This window comes from Occallatibacter riparius, assembly GCF_025264625.1.
Classification (GTDB): domain Bacteria; phylum Acidobacteriota; class Terriglobia; order Terriglobales; family Acidobacteriaceae; genus Telmatobacter; species Telmatobacter riparius.
The window spans coordinates 2,677,900-2,693,299 of record NZ_CP093313.1; the positions used below are offsets into that span (position 1 = coordinate 2,677,900).

The following is a 15,400-nucleotide window of genomic DNA, read 5'->3' on the forward strand; positions in this document are numbered from 1 at the left end:
TCACGCCGGGCGTAGTTTTGGATGTATGGCGATTATGAGCGTGGACCTGGCATTTCGCCGCTGGACTGACCTGGGGCTGGTGGTGCTCGAGGGCGCGGACGACACCGCGCCAGTTCAATGCGAGATTCTGAGCTGGGACGACGGTGGCAACGGCCCCGGGCCCGTGCAGGCCGATATTCTGGCCGGACGGCTGAATCACTTCTGTAACGTGCATGGTATTCGGGTGCTCATGCTCGATGGTCCGCAGGCGTGGAAGTCGAGGAGCAACGGCCACACCCACGCACGCACCAGTGAGCGGCTGCTGAATACCGCGGCGAAGACGGGACTGCCGGGCGTGGTGAAGCCGATCACCTATCGCGGCTTCGCCGAGTTCTGCGTGGATGTGTACGACGCACTGTGCCGTCGCGGATGGCGACGGCTCGATACGACTGCCGGCCCAGATGCCGGGCAGGAGCGGGTGCTGGTCGAGAGCTATCCGTACGCTGCATGGAAGGCGTTAGGGCTGAAGCCGCTCGCCTCAAAGCGCCGTGCGCGGGTGAGTGATTTGGCCGAGGCGTTCGCGGTGCTCAATGCGCTGGTTCCGCTGAAAGTGAACAGGCCGCCGAATCACGATCAGTTGCAGGCCATAGTCGGAGGGCTGCCGGGTCTGGCGCTCGAGGCACGAAATTACGACGGTGCGCGCATCGTGGGCACGCCGCCGCGCCGCGAAGACGGCCAATGGCGTGAAGGATTTATCGTGCTGCCGGTGAGGCCCTCACGTGATCAAGTGATCAGGTGGTCAAGTTGACGCCTGGGACCGTTTCCGGGCGATCACTTGAAAACCAGACCGTTTGATCACTTGTCTTCGCTTACTCCGAAAGCTTTGTTGAGGAACTCGATCACGCGCTGCCTTGCGTCGTAGCCGTGCCACGGCTCGGGAACGGGGCGGCCGAACATGGCGCCGGCGAGTGGGCCGTGGTTGTCGCGCGGGTAGGTGACCAGCTCAACCGGTACTCCTTCCTGACGCAGAGCGCGGTACATTTCCTGCGCCTGGCCGAGGGGATCGGTAGTGTCGGCTTCGCCCTGCAGGATGAGGAATGGCGTCTTTGCGCGAGCGGCGCCGGAGAGCGGGCTCTGCTTCCACGCGTCTTGCATGTGCTCCCAGGGTTTGCCGAAGTACCAGCGGTCGTACCAGGAACCGCCCTCGGTGCCGTACTCGCTGAACTGGTCGATTACCGGTGCGCCGGAGATGATGGCCTTGAAGCGGTCGGTCTTGCCTTCGACGAATCCGGCCATTTCGCCGCCGTAGCTGTAGCCCATCAGGGCCATCTTCGATGCGTCGAGCGGATAGTGCGCGAGAGAGTAATCTACGCCTGCCATGATGTCCTGGTAGTCGCCTCCGCCTAGGTCGTTCTTGTTTGCGGCGGCGAACTTGACGCCATAGTTCGATGAGCCGCGCGGGTTGGGCCGCAGTACAGCCCAGCCGTGGCCGACGAGGAAATCGGCGAAGGGATCGTGGCGGTTCTCGAAGGCTCCGAAGGGGCCGCCGTGAACGTCTACGATGAGCGGGACCTTGCCGGATTTGGCTTGCGCGGGCATGTATAGCAGGCCTTCGATGGTGAACTCGCCGCTCTGCCACTTAACCAGTTCGGGTTCGACAGAGCGCAGATCGGCGGGTGCGAGTTCGGGGATCGGGAGCGCGGTGCAGGCGTCTCCGAGCTTGGCGGCGGTGCAGAGCTTTTCAGGCTGGCCGCCGGACTCAGCGAGCCACACCCAGCCAGTCTGCTTCCGATTGGTGTTGAGTCCGGTGATGACGGGAGCGCCGAGGTCGATGGGCTGCGGAGGCTTGCTGCCGTCGAGCGTGAGCCGGACGGGTGTGGTGCGTACTCCGATGCCGGCTTGCGCGATGAGTGTGCCGTCCGGCGTTACGTAGAGTGCCTGGCCGTTAAGCTGGCCGACGAATCCGGCTGAGAGGCGAATGACTTGTTCGCCGGAGGATCGCTTCGGTAGGGCAAAGAGCTCGTCGTAGCCGGGAGGTGCGTCTTCAGGTGTTGCCGCGGCGAAGACGATGGTGTTGGCGTCAGGTGTGAAGTCGGCGCGGCCGATTGTGGGCGGAATGGCGCTGAGCTTCTGCGGCTTGTCGGGGGTGGCGGCGTCGAGCAGGAACGCCTCGCCGGCGGGCCCGAGGTCAGAGAGATCATTGGGCGGCTCGGTGGTGACGAGCAGGCGGTTGTCGACGGGCGACCATGTTGCGCTGCGCACGTCGGGAGCAACAGATGTTACTTTGAGTTCGCCATCGATCTGGCCGTTGGCCTTCAGCGCGGCAAGATAGAGGCGCGTGCCGTGCTCATCGTGGTTGACCCACGTGGCGTCGGCCTTGGCGTCCTTCTGCTTCTTCTCGCCCGGGGTTTCGGGATCGCGCGCCCATACCGCCAGCATCTTGCCGTCGCTTGAAGTGGCGTAGCCGTTGATGTCGATGGCCAGCGGTTCGTCCTTCTTCGATTCGGGCTTCTCTTCTGGCTTCTTGTCGTCGGCCTTCTTGTCTTTTTTCTCGGCGCCGGGGGGCGGAATGGCGTTCTTCGCCTTCGACTCGTCGACTACGGGCATTACCTTCAGGTCGTAGGGCATGGCCTCGCCGCCGCGCAGATCGAGGCGGAAGAGCTGGGTGTGGTCGTTGCGATGCGCGAGGAAGAAGATGGCGGAGCCGTCGGGCGCCCACTGCGGTGCGCGTTCGCCGCGCTTGTCGGCCGGCGGGGAGACGGTGAGCTGGCGCAGCGAGTCCTTGTCTCCGCTGGCGGCGACAATCCAGATGTGGGACTTGGCGCCGTCGGCTGTGGTGTCGGTCACGACGAAGAGAATCTGCTTGCCGTCGGGCGAGAGCTGCGGGCCGCCGATGCCCTTGAGGTGGCGCAGGTCTTCGCTGGTGGGGAAGTGCGGCTCGGCGGACTTGTCGGCAGCGCGAGCGAGAGGAACAACGGTCAACACGGCACACAAGGAGAGCGATGCGGGGAAGAACCGGCTGAAGAGCATGGTGCAAGGATAAATCGCTGAAGCGTAACGCCGGCATCAGGAATATGGAAGAGCGCTGTCCTAGAAGCCGGCGAAGGCAGTTTACGTCATTGTGCGGGAGTCCACGTGCCTGCGGCTGCATTGAGGGACCAGCGATCGCGCCAGGTCATGGAGACTGAGGTGCCGGAGATTGTGAGCGGCAGCCATATGTAGGTTGAGGAGGCCAGGTCTTTCGGCATCCAGCGGTCGCCCATGTAGATGTAGGTGATGCCGCCTTTGCCTTGGACCGGAAGCACGAAGGTCGTCTGCGAGTTGAACGTGTGCGAGCCGGCGGGGGCGAAATTGGAAAGAGCCGACCACGGGCCGGCCGGAGACGGAGCGGTCGCGTACTGGTTGTCGTTCGTGTTCCAGCCAGTAAGGTGGGAGCTGAACAGGAAGTATTTGCCCTGCACCTTGATCATGGCCGGCGCTTCCATGTCGGGCAGCACGGCTACGGCCTTGGTTACGGAGAGATAGTCGCTGGAGAGTGCATCGATGCGCAGGCCGTTTACGCGGTCTTCGGTGAGCAGGTAGGCTGAGCCGTCGGAGTCCTGAAAGACGCCGATGTCGCGGCTTTGGAAACCGAGCGGGCGGAAGCTGCCGCGATAGGTGTAGTCGCCGCATACGGTCGGGCTGGTGGCGACGCCGACCTTGGCTTCGGCATATTTCGGGTCGTCGATGTGCATGTACATCACGTAGGTCTTGGTGCGTGCGTTGTAGATGATTTTGGGGCGCTCGACGACGCGATTGGGACCGAGGTCTCCGGAGGCCTGGAGCTTGAGCGTGTCGTTCACGAAGGTCCAATGGACCAGGTCTGTCGAGCTATAGCAGGAGTTGGCGTAGAACGAGCTGCCGTGGGTCTTGTTCTCGCCGATCCAGTACCAGGTTTTGCCGACCTGGATGATTCCGCCGCCGTGGGCTTGCAGTGAGGCATTGCCGGCCATCCATGGCTTTCCGGGCTGGATGAGCTTATCCGGCTGGCTGACGGCGGACTGAATGGCGAGGCACGCAAGGAGTGCGAGGCACAAGCGGCACAAGGTTCGCATGGCATCCAGCATATCCGGCGCGGAGGTGATTTGCTGGATTATCAGAGCGTGGGAGTGTTTACTGCTATGTAACTTTTGCGATTCAGGCATCAAATTCGGCCTATGAGATTTTGTATTTTGTTAAGTTGTTTGTATTTATGTTGTTATCGGAAAACTGAGACCGAAAAGCGAAGATTAGGAGAAGTAAAAACAGGGGGAGGGGTAGCTAATTTTCTAGTAAACTTCCGCTTGAATTGCGAAAGGCTGCGCTCGTCGGATCAAGGACAAACAGAGCACGGCCTTTGTGAAGAATAGCGCGATCAAAGGGGCCGAGGTCGGTGACGGCTGTCACGTGTCTTTCAGTGGTGGTTGGTGCGGATAATGGGGATCCGCGGCGGGTCGGCTGAAAACGAGCAGAAAGGTCAGGTCTCCTGATCCGAAACTTCCGAGTCGGGGGTCACTCGCCCCCAGTTCGGCCGTCGTTCCCAACTGCCTTATCCAAAGGTTCGCTTAAACGATGTCTGCCGTCGATGTACAAACGAGTTGCGACTTGCTCTGTGGCCCGCTATACTCCCGAAAAAATCCAATTCCCCAAGGAGGAGTAATGGGCAAGATCAATTACGGGCGGGTGATCCTTGGCGGTGTTGTTGGGGGAATCATAGCGTTTGTTCTCGACAGTCTTGTCAATGTGATTTGGCTAGGTCAGCAATGGCTCGATACCATGAAATCGCTCAACCGGCCGAATGGCAATCCCGGACCTTTCTTCCTCTGCCTCTTCCTTGCCGAGTGCGTTGGCGCTATCTTGACGATCTGGGTATATGCCGCCGTTCGCCCGCGCTTCGGTGCAGGTCTTCGGACTTCGGTCTATGCCGGTCTCGTCGCATGGGTCTTTGGGATTCTCCTGCCGCACGTGGTGCAGGTGGCACAAGGCCTGTACCCTCTGCGACTTATGATCTGCGACACTGGTGCTGACCTGCTCATCGCCGTCTTCGCTGCCATCATCGGATGCGCGCTCTACAAGGAAGCTGAATCCAATATCGCGGACCCGGCAACCGTCGAAGCCCGTCACACCACAGTCTGATGTGGAATCTGTTGGCCGACTGTACTTGTCTCCAGATCCTTTCCCTTCGCTTTGCTCGAGCGTCAGGATGGCAGTGCCTTGGGAAGTGGTTTGCGCCGGACTTCGGTAAGTTCTTCACGTAGGTGAAATGACGGAAGCCGCCCGTAGGGCGGCTTCGTGCATACAGATCGAAGACTTGTTATTGCGCGGCGGGGGCAGTCTGCTGCTGCGGAGGCGCGGGCGGCTTGGGCTTGGGTGGCTGCTGTTCCTGCTTCTTGCTGGGAGCCACGATGGCGTGCAGGATGGTGCCTTCCATGCGCGGCATGAATTCGACCACGCCGGCTTCGCCGATGTCCTGGATGAGGCGGTTGATGATGGCGTAGCCGAGCTCGCGGTGCGCCATCTGGCGGCCACGGAAGCGAAGGCTGGCCTTCACCTTGTCGCCCTCGTGCAGGAAGCGAACAGCCTGGTTCTTCTTGGTCTGGTAGTCGTGCTCATCCACCGTGACCGAGAACTTCACTTCCTTAATGGTGATGACCTTCTGCTTTTTGCGGGCGGCGCGCTCGCTCTTTTCCTTCTCGTAGAGGAAGCGGCCATAGTCCTGGATGCGGCAGACGGGGGGCACTGCGTTGGGGGAGACTTCCACCAGGTCCAGGCCGCGCTCACGGGCAATTTTCAGCGCCTCAAAGGGAGCCAGGATGCCGAGCTGTTCGCCGTTTTCGTCGATTACGCGGACTTCGCGCGCGCGGATACGGTCATTGATGCGAATAAAGGACTTGGCTGCTCGTTTGTCGAAAGCGATGGTACTCCTCCAAAGGGTCCGCGCGGCGGGTGTGACCTGGATGGTCCGAATAGCCGCTGTCTTACGGGACGCACCCTGAGTATAGCATTGGTTTGCTTGCGGTTGCGCCCCGGCAATCCCGGGGCGCAGGCAGGAAAAGGAGAACCTAGGCAGGAAGGCTTGTGGCCGAGCGATGGTGGGCTGGCGCAGCGCTGCCCACGGAGCGCTTGCCGATGAAGATCTCGTCGACCACGAGGCGGGCGTTGCCTTCGAGATCGAGGAATCCCACGCGGCGCTCTTCGCACATGGCGCGGTCCTGCGCCGACAGGTGCGAGGTAATCAGGACGGGAGTGGCGTCGCCCTTCTTACTGTCCGCGCTGGTGCGCAGCTTGTCGAGAGCCTTCTTCACGCCGTCCGGCTGGCCGTCAGCTACGCTGCAAACCAGCTTGTGGTTCTTGCCGAACACGTTGATGTCGGCAAGGATGTCGGTCTTGCGGTGGGCGGGCTGGAATTTGATATCGCGCGTTTTGATCGATGAGACCGAGTGCAGAAGCGCGTCCAGGGCCTCAGCCGCCCTTGACTCCATTTCATTTGGTACACGTGTTGACTTCATTGCCATCTCCTTGGGACTAGGCCCCGGGGCAGCCTGGCTGATTTAGGGGGTGGCTGCACCCGTTGTGCGGTGTTCGTTCAACTTGCTTGATGTTTCGGCCGGCCCGGCGTCCGGCTGCGTTCTGGTTCGCTTCAGGCCACCGGAATTGTCCGGTGGGGCTGCCGATGCGGCGCCGAGCTGGGTTTCAGCGTGAAGCTGTTCGTGCCTGATTGCACCATCTGCAGCGGGATCGGTTCGCCGTTGCGTCGTTCCCGCAGAACTTTGAACTTAAGCCATTCGCAAAGCCGCGGGTCGAAGATCTCCGGCTGCCCGTTCCAAAACGTCTCTGGCAAGTGACACCGGATATGCAGATCGTCGAGTCTCAGCTCCACCGCATTTATGGTGCGGGGGAAGTAGCGCCGCGCATTGGCTGCGCCTACGCGGAGACCGAAGTTGTCGCGACCGTTGCTATGCGTCCTGACGACCATTGGCTCTACCTCAAAATCTATCTGTGAGGTTAGCTAGGGGGATTAAGGTCGAACCTGGGAAGCGGTAAGATGGCGTACTTGAATAATGTCCTGGGGCCCCGTAGAATTCCGCATTCCCACGCACCAGATTAGTTCACTTTGCGCCTGTTTTAGTTGCGTGTCAAGTAAAGTTAAGCTAAAGCCATTTACCTGAAACCATTGATAAAAGCCGCATGAATAGAGGGCTGCAAAGGCTTGGCCCGAATAAAACTGATGCTCGTATGTTGGCTGAAAGACATAGCCAACGTCAGTGACGCGAGTCACACACGAGTTCAGCTTTGAGTACTCCACCGGGCTTGATTTCTGTGATCCGCGCGCTGATCAGCGAATTAGACGGCAGCGTTCCCTCTAACTCAATCGGCAGGAAGTTCTCGCTCAATAGGCTAGTGCCGTTCTTTTGCCGGAGCGCATCCGGTGTGTTGAGTGTGATGCAGGGGAGGGTGCAACCGATGAAGGTGGCGCGATGTTTTTCGGATTTTTGGTGGCCGAGCTGGCGCAGGGCGGCCATGCGTTCGTCAACTGCGGAGGCGGGAACGGGGGACTGGCGGTGAAGGTCCCAGCCGCGGGTGCCGGGGCGGGGCGAGAACGGGAACAGATGGAGATAGCCGAAGGGGAGCTGACGGATGAAGTCGTATGTTTCCTGGAACTCTCGGTCGGTTTCACCGGGGAAGCCGACCATGACATCGGCGCCAAGAGTGAGGGCAGGTCCGGCGGCTTCGCGAAGGGCTTGAACCTTTTCGACGTAGTGCCAGGGGCGGTAGCGGCGATGCATGCGGCGGAGGACGGAGTCTGACCCGGACTGCAGGGGCAGGTGGGCGTGACGGGCGAGGCGAGCACCGCCAAACTCCCGCATGAGGGTGATGAGGTCATGGTCCCAGTCCATGGGCTCGATGGAGCTTAGGCGGAGGCGGGGGAGGGGGGTCTCGGCGAAGATGCGGCGGACCAGCTGCGCGAGCGAGGAGCATGAGGATTCGGGGAGGTCGCGGCCCCAGCGGCCGAGGTTGATTCCGGAGAGGACGAGCTCGTTGCCGCCGGCGTCGACGAATCCGCGGACCTGAGCGAGGACTTTTTCTTCCGGCAGGCTGCGGGAGTTGCCGCGGGTCTGGGGGATTACGCAGAAGGTGCAGCGGTTGCCGCAGCCCTCCTGGATCTTGAGGTTGGGGCGGGTTTGTGCGCCGGGAAGGATCTGGGTTTCTTCGAGGAAGGAGTGGGCGAAGCGGTCGTCAGCGTAGATGGCGGGGCCGGCGAGGGTGTGAAGGGGGACGAGGTCGCTGATGGGCTGGGGTGCGGCGGAGGCCAGACTGGTAACGATTTGAGGTGCTAAAGCTTTGTGGCTGTTGCCGATGACGGCGGCGACGCCGGGAAGGCTGGCCAGCTCCTGGGGGGCGCGCTGGGCGTAGCAGCCGGTGACGACGATGCGGGCTTCGGGATTGAGGCGGTGGGCGCGGCGGATCCAGGCGCGGGCTTCACGGTCGGCTTCGGCGGTGACGCTGCAGGTGTTGACTACGACGACTTCAGCCTGGGGAGGGGGGGTGGGGGTCAGGCCGGAGCGGGTGAGGGTGTCGGCGATGGCTTCGCCGTCTGCGCGGGCGGCGCGGCAGCCGAAGTTCTCGATGTGGAAGCCGGCAGGCACTTCTTCATTTTAGTGGGGTGGCGGAGTGGCGGAGTGGCAAGGTGGGAGAGTCGCCTGTGGCGGCCGGGGGGAAAAAGAAGGCGCGACCGGATTGGCGCGCCCAATGCGTTTGGTTTGGTGAGCGGCGCCCGCGCCGTGCTCTCCCCCGAGAACATTGGCGCGAGACGCTCGGTCCCAATTTTCGGGACGCGTCCATCTAAATTGGGGAGTGCCTTGGGCCGCAATAACACGAACGCGGTAAGGCGCACTCTAACCTTATGTGAGCCAAATCACAGGTGCTCTCAGCAAGGCGATTGCGATTTTGGAAGTCTTGAGGCTCAAAGGCCTTTCGGAAGGGTATTATCTGTGCAGAGCCCTCCCCCATCATGCCCCAGCGGAGGTCTCTTCCCATGGTCTGCCGTAAGTGTGGCGCCAGGTATCTGCAACGAATCCCGCGCAAGGGCTTTTTCCGCGAGAAGGTGCTCCCGCGCCTTGGCCTCTATCCATGGCGCTGCGAATTTTGCGATTATCAGGGGCTCTACCGGCAGAGGGCGGTGAGCGTGCCCGATCGATCCGCTGAGATCGCTCTTGCAACGGCGCAGAGAAAGCTACGCAAACTGCCGACGAACTCCACCCCAAGGCCACCGTCTCAGACCTGATGCTGTCCGGCGTTGGGATGGCAGCAGATGTAGATCGCGCCAGGCATCGCCACGGCAGCAGACGCAACAAAACACCATGGGCAGTGTCCAGAATAAAACCGTGCAAAGTCCCCGACCGAACGCCATGACTTGCCGCAAATGCGGCTCGACGCTTTTGAAAAGGATGTCCCGCAGAGGCTTGCTGCGCAAGCGCGTGCTGCCGCTGCTCGGCTTTTATCCGTGGCGCTGCGACCTGTGCGACCATGAGGGCTTCTTCCGTCAGCGGCGCGCAACCCAGACAGACGAACCCAGCGACGCGTTAGACCGGAAGGCATCCTGAGCCGACACCCGCGAATGCGGTATTCATGGATACGGCGCAAGAGATAAAGAGGTGGCGGAAGAAAAAGGGCGCGGATAACTGCTCCGCGCCTGTACTAATTTCGCCCGAGACGCTGGCCCGGGCCTGTGGGCCGGTCGAGTCGTCTTTGATGGAATCTTCGTGTGTCGACCGGGGGAGGTAGTTGAGTCGACCGGGGGAGGAATGTGTTTCGACCAGGGAATAAAGGCAAGCTAGCTGGTTCGCACGGGCCAGAACAACTAGGAGCTTCCCTAGTGTTCGCTCTATCGCCGTCTGAGCAGGCGAGCCTAGGGAAAGCCCCAGTCGTTTGAATCTCGCATCAGGCCGTAATCTCTCTTAGCGCGGTGTCTCGCTGCGACCAAACGGGGGTGGGGATGCAAGATGGGCTCAGGGTCGGCGGGTTCGCGCGGCTCAAGTCTGGTGGTCCTGTGATGGAGATTCTTGAAATCAACGGCAGCATGGCGTTGTGCCGCTGGGTCGACCGCGGAGAGCTCCAACGCATGGTTTTGCCCGTCTCGGGTCTTGAGCTGGTGTTGAGATTGAACGAGGAGAATGAAGAGGGCGATCCAACAACATAGATAGAGCAAGCCTTAACTTGTCTATAGAAGTTGCACACGCCGCCGGGCTCAGGCGCTCTTCCGCCAAGCGCGCCTGAGCCCGCCAATTGCGCAGATCGTGACCGGGGCATCCTCGCGGGCCGTCCCTTAGCTAGCATTTCCACGAGGTCACAAACGAACCGAACCGTGACAAGCTTGGGAATGTGCATCGACAGCACGCGGAGATCGCAACGATGACAGACCCGCTCGTGATCTCCCGCCGGCTTATTCTTGAAAGCCAAACAGCCGTCGAATCGAGCCGCACCAGCATCGCCAGTGCCCACGGCGCCATTGCCTCAAGCCTAGCCAAGATCGCGCGGAGCGATAAGCTCCTTCGCGCCATCGATGAGGTTCTTAAATCGGAAGATGTTGTGGTTACGGATAAGGACTAGTCCGGCTCATGCCGCTTATGGTGAGAAAGCACACTGCTCAGCCCGCGGTCTAGACCGCCGCGGACCTGCTTCAAGCGAGACCACCAGTGGCGGGCGAATCAAGCATATTTGCCACCCGGAGCAGGAACTGTTCGGGGCCATCTTCAGAGAAGCAGGAAACTTCGGAGCCGACCCGTTCCCATTCACGTCGCCACGTCACGCGCATTATTCGAACATCTGGGCGAGTCTGCTTGCTTGCAGAAATTAACCTCAACGCTGCGTTTGTCTCGACGGTAGGGCCGACGATCACGAGTTGCACCTCATCCGGCATCTCTTCCACTCGCACGAGTTCGGAACTAGCAGAAATTACTTGGTATCCGGCGCCTTTCAGCAATAGTTCACAGGAGAACCTGACGCCTTCGTCGTTACAAATCAAACATATGCTCATAGATCATCCAATGCTTCGCTCTCAGTTTTGGAGCGAATTCTGAGAAATACGGGTCCTGAGAACTACTTCCGACTTGTGGAAGTGGCTCTGCGCTGAACTCGGCTCGCTCAGATCATTGGAAGCGCCCGTGCTTCGGTGCCGCTCGAAAGACGCAAATATGCTGGATGTTCAGAATTGCACGGATGTCGGTAGCAGTCGTTGCCCTGGATCAACTTGACTCGCGATAGACGCCGCGACACTGAGGAACTTACTGGCAGATTCTGCGGAACACCGCTACACAAGCCGCAGCTCTCCCCCTCTGAGTTAGAGAGATTGTTGCGATTAGGCTTCTTCAGAGTACGTCGCATCGAGACTTGATTTCTATGCTTGGTAATGCTCGGCCAGGCGGCGGCCCTGGCGGAGAACGCATAACGCGACGGTCATTACCATGGACGCCTCGCGCAAACCATGAAAGACCACAGATAGATCACCTATGGTCGGTGCGCCTGCGCATGTCCTCGCCTAGGCGGCGGCCATCTGCTTCAGGATTTCCAATAAATGGGGCGGCTGTACAGGCTTGATGAGCAGCTCAAAACGAAGGCCGTCCGTCTTTGCCTGATCCAGAATTCGATGAGTCGCCAATAGCCCGGTGATCAAAACAATCTGACAGCCGGGCATTGTCTCGAGAATGGCCAGCGCTACTTCGATGCCCGTGATATCGCCCAGGTGCACATCAAGCAGAGCGACGTGGGGACGGAATGTACGCGCCAGTGCGACCGCCTCCACGCCCGAGAGGGCCGACGCGGTTTCGAAACCCTGCATGTTCAGAATCATTGCCAGAGTTGATGTGATATTCGGCTCGTCATCGACGACGAGGACACGTACCGCCTGCTCCGTCATAAAACCCCTACGGTGGTTCGATCCCTGACAGGCGGTTTAAGCAAGTAGTCCGATTTCGAGGTCTTCAGTTTGCTAGCTGTAGCGGATGCCTTCCAGGCGCTGCATCATGGTTTGAGCCTACTCCGGGCGAGGGGCGGGTCCAACTAGGCATAACCCGAGGTTTGTTCCTAAGTTATGTCACTCGAGCAACTTACATTGCATTCATGGAATAGCATGCATGGCAGCTCGCCCCAACTCGGCGACCAGGTGGCTGCTCTGAATCATTGTGTCGTACTCTTCCGCTGCAGGTCGGAAAATGGGACGTCGTTGAGTTGCAGCGCAGCGCCGGATGCTGGAACAAGATCTACGGTGCGCGCTTCCTCATCGACCTTGATGACGATGAATGCTTTGTCTTGTTGTCCGCGAACGCGCACACGTTCGCTTAGACGGGGGGTATCCATTGAATTTTCAGAGGGGGAAGTCACGCTCTCAGTGGACACCAGACCGGATGCTATTAGCTGTGACGAATCGCACTCTGCCGAGGAGTGCCCCGGTCTTAGGTCTCCGCGCCGCGTGAGCGCTCAATATCGGAAAATGGCACTGCGTCTAACGCGATCGCGCGTCCAGCCGCTGAAATCAGATCTACCGTCCGAAATTCTTCATCGACCTTGATGACGAGGAAGACCTCGTCTCTTTCCCCGCGGACACGCACCCGGTCGCAAAGCCGTGGAACTTCCATTGAAGGCCCCCTGAAATGCTCCCTTGTCTCCGGGCTCAGTGGCCTATCGCTGACGGCGCGGGAGTAGAGCGAATCTACGCAATCGCAAGGGCAGATAACCACTCGGGGGAACCCCAGGTATCTGCTCCCAGCAGTGGGAGTGCGCTATGTCACGGAGGGCAACGCTTGGAAGTGCTAACTTCACTTCATCTCTGAATCGAGAAGATTGATGGGCTCGAACACAATAACGCTCACCCCGGGAACTTGCGTGCGATTGAAGTCAGGTGGTCCCACGATGGTTATCCTCGGCATTGACGAAGCCGGGGTATTTTGCGGCTGGCTCGACGGCGGAAAGCTGCGGGGCGATATCTTCGACGCCGCCGGCCTGGAACCCGCTCACCGCAACACATAGTTGCCGTGTCCGCGCCGATACGCTGGCCGGAACAAAACTGTACTCCGCCTCAGGACCGTCGCCCTGCGGCTCTGCGCTAATTTGAGTCCAGAGGGCCGCCGGCTGGATATGCGGACGGGGTGGGGGGCTGCGCTTGTATGTTCTCAATTTCGAGCGCGGAGATTCTGGTGTGGAGGATGCGCTTCAACTCGAGCACGCTGGGATCTTCGGGGTGCAGATCCGTGTTTTGCTCGAGGGTCTTGATGATGTCGCGAAGTGTTTGTGCAACGGCCTGAGCAGAATACATAGGGGAGCGCGTATAAAACGAGGCCCAAGTTTCTCACACAGATTCTATGCTTACGTCGCAATACGATCCAAAACAAATATTCGAAAGGTTTTGCTAGATCGAACCCTGTTCGTCTTTTTGCGACCGGGCTTCCATGTCAGGCTCTGGTTCGACTTCATCCAGGCGCACCTTAATCACCCGCGGCGCCCCATCAAGGGCCATCACGTGGGCAGTTCCATCCTCGACCGAGACCACGACGAAAAGACCTCGGCGGCCCTTCACGTAAAGGCGGTCACTCAATTTCGGATTCATGCACATGTTCGGTCCTTCTTCCGCGTTGAATAACAGTCAAGGCCGGTTTCTAGCCGACTCGTGCATTCCATGTCGCGGAGTGTTGGTCGTCAGTGTAGGGCCACCGGACGGTCAGTATCTACCCGTGACATCCCTAGGTTGTGATTTCATCCCTTCGACGAATCGGAGGGATTGCGGTCGTTCGGGAGGCCGGACGCTCGAGTGTTTCCGATTTCAATTGCGCGGATTTTCTCGAGCAAGATGCGCTTTAGTTCCCGCATGTCAGGATGGTCCGGACTCATGCCTGCCGTTTGCTCCACGCGCCGCATGGTATCGCGAAGCACTTCGGCATGACAACAAGGGTTCACACTTCGGCCTGCCCGTAAGAGTGCTTTGTAGCTGGCGCGGTTGCCTGGCACTCCCCCTGCGGGGAGGCGGTCTATTTCGCACCGCGGAGCAACCCTGGGTGGCAAGACCAGCATCCAGCTAAACAGGTTGGTGTCTATCCAAATGCAGTGCAAAGTGTGCGGTTCCCTTGAGGTATTTCGAGTGTCTCGCAGGGGCTTGCTCCAGAGGGTCGTGTTGCCCTGGTTCGGCCTGTACCCGTGGAATTGCGTGGTGTGCGGAGAATTGCGTTTGCTGCGTGCGCGGAGTGCGCGATCGGAGCAGACGAAAGCCGCGTAGCGGCCGGCCTGGTGGCTCGAGACGAAATTCTTTGGCGTAAGCGCATGCGCTGACGCATCAGAGAGCGCTGCAACATGCGCGTTCCCTCTTGCATTCGACTCCCACGTGCACCAACACCACTTCCGAATGTGTGCGTGCCGCGAGTATTCCGCCGAAACCGCCGGGTGCCCGAACGAAAAGAAGGGGCACGGCGTATCCGTCACACTCTTTGAGCGCGAACTTCAATAATCGTATGTTTTCTGTGAGCCCGGACCTATGACGCTGCTGATTCCGGCATAGTTGCCCGCCCCGGCGCCGTTATATGGAGCCCTGCTCGTCTTTGTGTGGCCGCGGATCCATTCTGTCGGCCAACTCAATCTCATTCAAGGGCACTGCGACGACCCGCGGCGCACCCTCCAGGGCCATCACATGGGCGGTGTGCTCTTCGATGGACACCACGATGAAAAGGCCTCGCCGCCCTTTTACATGAACGCGTTCGCGCATATCGGGAATGATGGTCATGCGTTCCCTCGCTTGCTCGCGGGAACGAGTGTTTGCCGGACGGCTGAAACAAGTAGCACCGCTTGAGCGGCAGACGACAGGGAAAAAGTGTAGGAGCGCAGCATAACTGCAGCTGGGACCTCGAAGTTCTAAGCTTATCTATCGTAGGACGATATGAGAACAGTTTAACGGAGCCGAGGAGGGGTGTCCACTGGGGACAACCCGAGGGTTCTGCGCAAAGAGAAGGCGCGGCCCCAGCCGCGCCTTCTCTTCCCCAGGCAATCCGCTCAGGCGGAAATCATGAGATCGTCTTCCATCTGCTGCAAGTCATCCGCGGGTGTGAGGAGAGCCAGCGGAATGCCTGTCTCCACCTTACGCAGGGTGCCCAGGCGGAGGAGATCGGCGAGGTGCCGCAGGTGATCGACGCGGAGCACCACGCAGATCTCGCCGACGCCTTCAATCTGCACCTTCTGGCCGGGAATGATGGGACGGTTCTGCATGGTTACAAGGTTCTTTGGCCTGCCGATGTTCCTGATTCTGGTAAGTAGAGTGACTATATCGGTAAGATCCGGCACAGAGCCACGCTCGTTTTCTCCCCAAGAGTCCTCCCGCCCCCGCGGGAGATTTCCCCGCTAAGTAAGATGCGCGACATTGGCG

The 15,400-nt window shown here is 59.9% G+C and carries 20 protein-coding genes; 6 read left to right on the forward strand and 14 right to left on the reverse strand.

Translation table 11 applies throughout. The annotated features are described in order from the left end of the window. Positions 1–25: 25 nt before the first annotated feature. Positions 26–787 carry a DUF429 domain-containing protein gene (locus MOP44_RS10785; RefSeq protein WP_260796041.1) on the forward strand — a complete coding sequence of 254 codons (762 nt, stop codon included), beginning with the start codon at positions 26–28 and terminating at the stop codon, positions 785–787. Positions 788–834: 47 nt separating this feature from the next. Here MOP44_RS10785 and MOP44_RS10790 read toward each other — a convergent pair whose 3' ends face one another. Both MOP44_RS10790 and MOP44_RS10795 read right to left on the reverse strand, forming a co-directional pair. Continuing rightward, positions 835–3,009 carry a S9 family peptidase gene (locus MOP44_RS10790; RefSeq protein WP_260796042.1) on the reverse strand — a complete coding sequence of 725 codons (2,175 nt, stop codon included), beginning with the start codon at positions 3,007–3,009 and terminating at the stop codon, positions 835–837. Between the two features lie 86 nt (positions 3,010–3,095). Continuing rightward, entirely contained in the window at positions 3,096–4,073 is a 978-nt protein-coding gene (locus tag MOP44_RS10795; RefSeq protein WP_260796043.1) for a family 43 glycosylhydrolase, read from the reverse strand. Positions 4,074–4,656: 583 nt separating this feature from the next. Between MOP44_RS10795 and MOP44_RS10800 the strand changes: the two genes are divergently transcribed. Beyond that, positions 4,657–5,133 carry a DUF1761 family protein gene (locus MOP44_RS10800; protein WP_260796044.1) on the forward strand — a complete coding sequence of 159 codons (477 nt, stop codon included), beginning with the start codon at positions 4,657–4,659 and terminating at the stop codon, positions 5,131–5,133. Between the two features lie 178 nt (positions 5,134–5,311). Here the strand turns inward: MOP44_RS10800 and infC are convergent, their stop codons facing one another. The 4 genes from infC to mtaB form a co-directional block, all read right to left on the reverse strand. Continuing rightward, complete coding sequence (gene infC / locus MOP44_RS10805; RefSeq protein ID WP_313901072.1) at positions 5,312–6,169, reverse strand: translation initiation factor IF-3; 858 nt, start codon at positions 6,167–6,169, stop codon at positions 5,312–5,314. Continuing rightward, on the reverse strand, positions 6,060–6,506 hold the full coding sequence (locus tag MOP44_RS10810) for a hypothetical protein (RefSeq protein WP_260796045.1): 447 nt from the start codon (positions 6,504–6,506) through the stop codon (positions 6,060–6,062). Before MOP44_RS10810 ends, infC begins: the two co-directional genes overlap by 110 nt. A gap of 131 nt (positions 6,507–6,637) precedes the next feature. Further along, entirely contained in the window at positions 6,638–6,973 is a 336-nt protein-coding gene (locus MOP44_RS10815) for a hypothetical protein (RefSeq protein ID WP_260796046.1), read from the reverse strand. A 286-nt stretch (positions 6,974–7,259) separates the two neighbouring features. Then, positions 7,260–8,645 carry a tRNA (N(6)-L-threonylcarbamoyladenosine(37)-C(2))-methylthiotransferase MtaB gene (mtaB, locus tag MOP44_RS10820; protein WP_260796047.1) on the reverse strand — a complete coding sequence of 462 codons (1,386 nt, stop codon included), beginning with the start codon at positions 8,643–8,645 and terminating at the stop codon, positions 7,260–7,262. Between the two features lie 801 nt (positions 8,646–9,446). On the opposite strand from mtaB, the gene MOP44_RS10825 reads away from it, so the two are divergent. The 3 genes from MOP44_RS10825 (at position 9,447) to MOP44_RS10835 (ending at position 10,608) form a co-directional block, all read left to right on the forward strand. Continuing rightward, positions 9,447–9,602 carry a hypothetical protein gene (locus MOP44_RS10825; RefSeq protein WP_260796048.1) on the forward strand — a complete coding sequence of 52 codons (156 nt, stop codon included), beginning with the start codon at positions 9,447–9,449 and terminating at the stop codon, positions 9,600–9,602. 392 nt (positions 9,603–9,994) lie between these two features. After that, complete coding sequence (locus MOP44_RS10830) at positions 9,995–10,198, forward strand: hypothetical protein (protein ID WP_260796049.1); 204 nt, start codon at positions 9,995–9,997, stop codon at positions 10,196–10,198. 212 nt (positions 10,199–10,410) lie between these two features. Further along, on the forward strand, positions 10,411–10,608 hold the full coding sequence (locus MOP44_RS10835) for a hypothetical protein (RefSeq protein ID WP_260796050.1): 198 nt from the start codon (positions 10,411–10,413) through the stop codon (positions 10,606–10,608). Between the two features lie 70 nt (positions 10,609–10,678). Here MOP44_RS10835 and MOP44_RS10840 read toward each other — a convergent pair whose 3' ends face one another. The 4 genes from MOP44_RS10840 to MOP44_RS10855 form a co-directional block, all read right to left on the reverse strand. After that, positions 10,679–10,981, reverse strand: coding sequence for a hypothetical protein (locus MOP44_RS10840; protein WP_260796051.1), 303 nt, complete (start codon positions 10,979–10,981; stop codon positions 10,679–10,681). A gap of 555 nt (positions 10,982–11,536) precedes the next feature. Then, entirely contained in the window at positions 11,537–11,914 is a 378-nt protein-coding gene (locus MOP44_RS10845; RefSeq protein WP_260796052.1) for a response regulator, read from the reverse strand. A gap of 260 nt (positions 11,915–12,174) precedes the next feature. Beyond that, entirely contained in the window at positions 12,175–12,354 is a 180-nt protein-coding gene (locus tag MOP44_RS10850; protein ID WP_260796053.1) for a hypothetical protein, read from the reverse strand. A gap of 95 nt (positions 12,355–12,449) precedes the next feature. Beyond that, a complete protein-coding gene (locus tag MOP44_RS10855; protein WP_260796054.1) occupies positions 12,450–12,632 on the reverse strand; it encodes a hypothetical protein in 183 nt (60 codons plus the stop codon). Positions 12,633–12,840: 208 nt separating this feature from the next. Between MOP44_RS10855 and MOP44_RS10860 the strand changes: the two genes are divergently transcribed. Beyond that, positions 12,841–13,023, forward strand: coding sequence for a YodC family protein (locus tag MOP44_RS10860; protein WP_260796055.1), 183 nt, complete (start codon positions 12,841–12,843; stop codon positions 13,021–13,023). Between the two features lie 76 nt (positions 13,024–13,099). Here the strand turns inward: MOP44_RS10860 and MOP44_RS10865 are convergent, their stop codons facing one another. The 4 genes from MOP44_RS10865 to MOP44_RS10880 all read right to left on the reverse strand — a co-directional run bounded on the left by MOP44_RS10865 (position 13,100) and on the right by MOP44_RS10880 (position 15,243). Next, entirely contained in the window at positions 13,100–13,309 is a 210-nt protein-coding gene (locus MOP44_RS10865) for a hypothetical protein (protein ID WP_260796056.1), read from the reverse strand. Between the two features lie 93 nt (positions 13,310–13,402). After that, positions 13,403–13,600, reverse strand: a complete 198-nt coding sequence (locus MOP44_RS10870; RefSeq protein ID WP_260796057.1) for a hypothetical protein — start codon at positions 13,598–13,600, stop codon at positions 13,403–13,405. Between the two features lie 960 nt (positions 13,601–14,560). Then, complete coding sequence (locus tag MOP44_RS10875; RefSeq protein WP_260796058.1) at positions 14,561–14,764, reverse strand: hypothetical protein; 204 nt, start codon at positions 14,762–14,764, stop codon at positions 14,561–14,563. A gap of 266 nt (positions 14,765–15,030) precedes the next feature. Then, entirely contained in the window at positions 15,031–15,243 is a 213-nt protein-coding gene (locus MOP44_RS10880) for a hypothetical protein (protein ID WP_260796059.1), read from the reverse strand. Positions 15,244–15,400: the final 157 nt, after the last annotated feature.

Coding starts and splice junctions, on each gene's coding strand:
- MOP44_RS10785 (WP_260796041.1), top strand. CDS start 26: ATGGCGATTATGAGCGTGGACCTGGCATTTCGCCGCTGGACTGACCTG.
- MOP44_RS10790 (WP_260796042.1), bottom strand. CDS start 3,009: ATGCTCTTCAGCCGGTTCTTCCCCGCATCGCTCTCCTTGTGTGCCGTG.
- MOP44_RS10795 (WP_260796043.1), bottom strand. CDS start 4,073: ATGCGAACCTTGTGCCGCTTGTGCCTCGCACTCCTTGCGTGCCTCGCC.
- MOP44_RS10800 (WP_260796044.1), top strand. CDS start 4,657: ATGGGCAAGATCAATTACGGGCGGGTGATCCTTGGCGGTGTTGTTGGG.
- MOP44_RS10810 (WP_260796045.1), bottom strand. CDS start 6,506: ATGAAGTCAACACGTGTACCAAATGAAATGGAGTCAAGGGCGGCTGAG.
- MOP44_RS10815 (WP_260796046.1), bottom strand. CDS start 6,973: ATGGTCGTCAGGACGCATAGCAACGGTCGCGACAACTTCGGTCTCCGC.
- MOP44_RS10825 (WP_260796048.1), top strand. CDS start 9,447: ATGTCCCGCAGAGGCTTGCTGCGCAAGCGCGTGCTGCCGCTGCTCGGC.
- MOP44_RS10830 (WP_260796049.1), top strand. CDS start 9,995: ATGCAAGATGGGCTCAGGGTCGGCGGGTTCGCGCGGCTCAAGTCTGGT.
- MOP44_RS10835 (WP_260796050.1), top strand. CDS start 10,411: ATGACAGACCCGCTCGTGATCTCCCGCCGGCTTATTCTTGAAAGCCAA.
- MOP44_RS10845 (WP_260796052.1), bottom strand. CDS start 11,914: ATGACGGAGCAGGCGGTACGTGTCCTCGTCGTCGATGACGAGCCGAAT.
- MOP44_RS10850 (WP_260796053.1), bottom strand. CDS start 12,354: ATGGATACCCCCCGTCTAAGCGAACGTGTGCGCGTTCGCGGACAACAA.
- MOP44_RS10855 (WP_260796054.1), bottom strand. CDS start 12,632: ATGGAAGTTCCACGGCTTTGCGACCGGGTGCGTGTCCGCGGGGAAAGA.
- MOP44_RS10860 (WP_260796055.1), top strand. CDS start 12,841: ATGGGCTCGAACACAATAACGCTCACCCCGGGAACTTGCGTGCGATTG.
- MOP44_RS10865 (WP_260796056.1), bottom strand. CDS start 13,309: ATGTATTCTGCTCAGGCCGTTGCACAAACACTTCGCGACATCATCAAG.
- MOP44_RS10870 (WP_260796057.1), bottom strand. CDS start 13,600: ATGAATCCGAAATTGAGTGACCGCCTTTACGTGAAGGGCCGCCGAGGT.
- MOP44_RS10875 (WP_260796058.1), bottom strand. CDS start 14,764: ATGACCATCATTCCCGATATGCGCGAACGCGTTCATGTAAAAGGGCGG.
- MOP44_RS10880 (WP_260796059.1), bottom strand. CDS start 15,243: ATGCAGAACCGTCCCATCATTCCCGGCCAGAAGGTGCAGATTGAAGGC.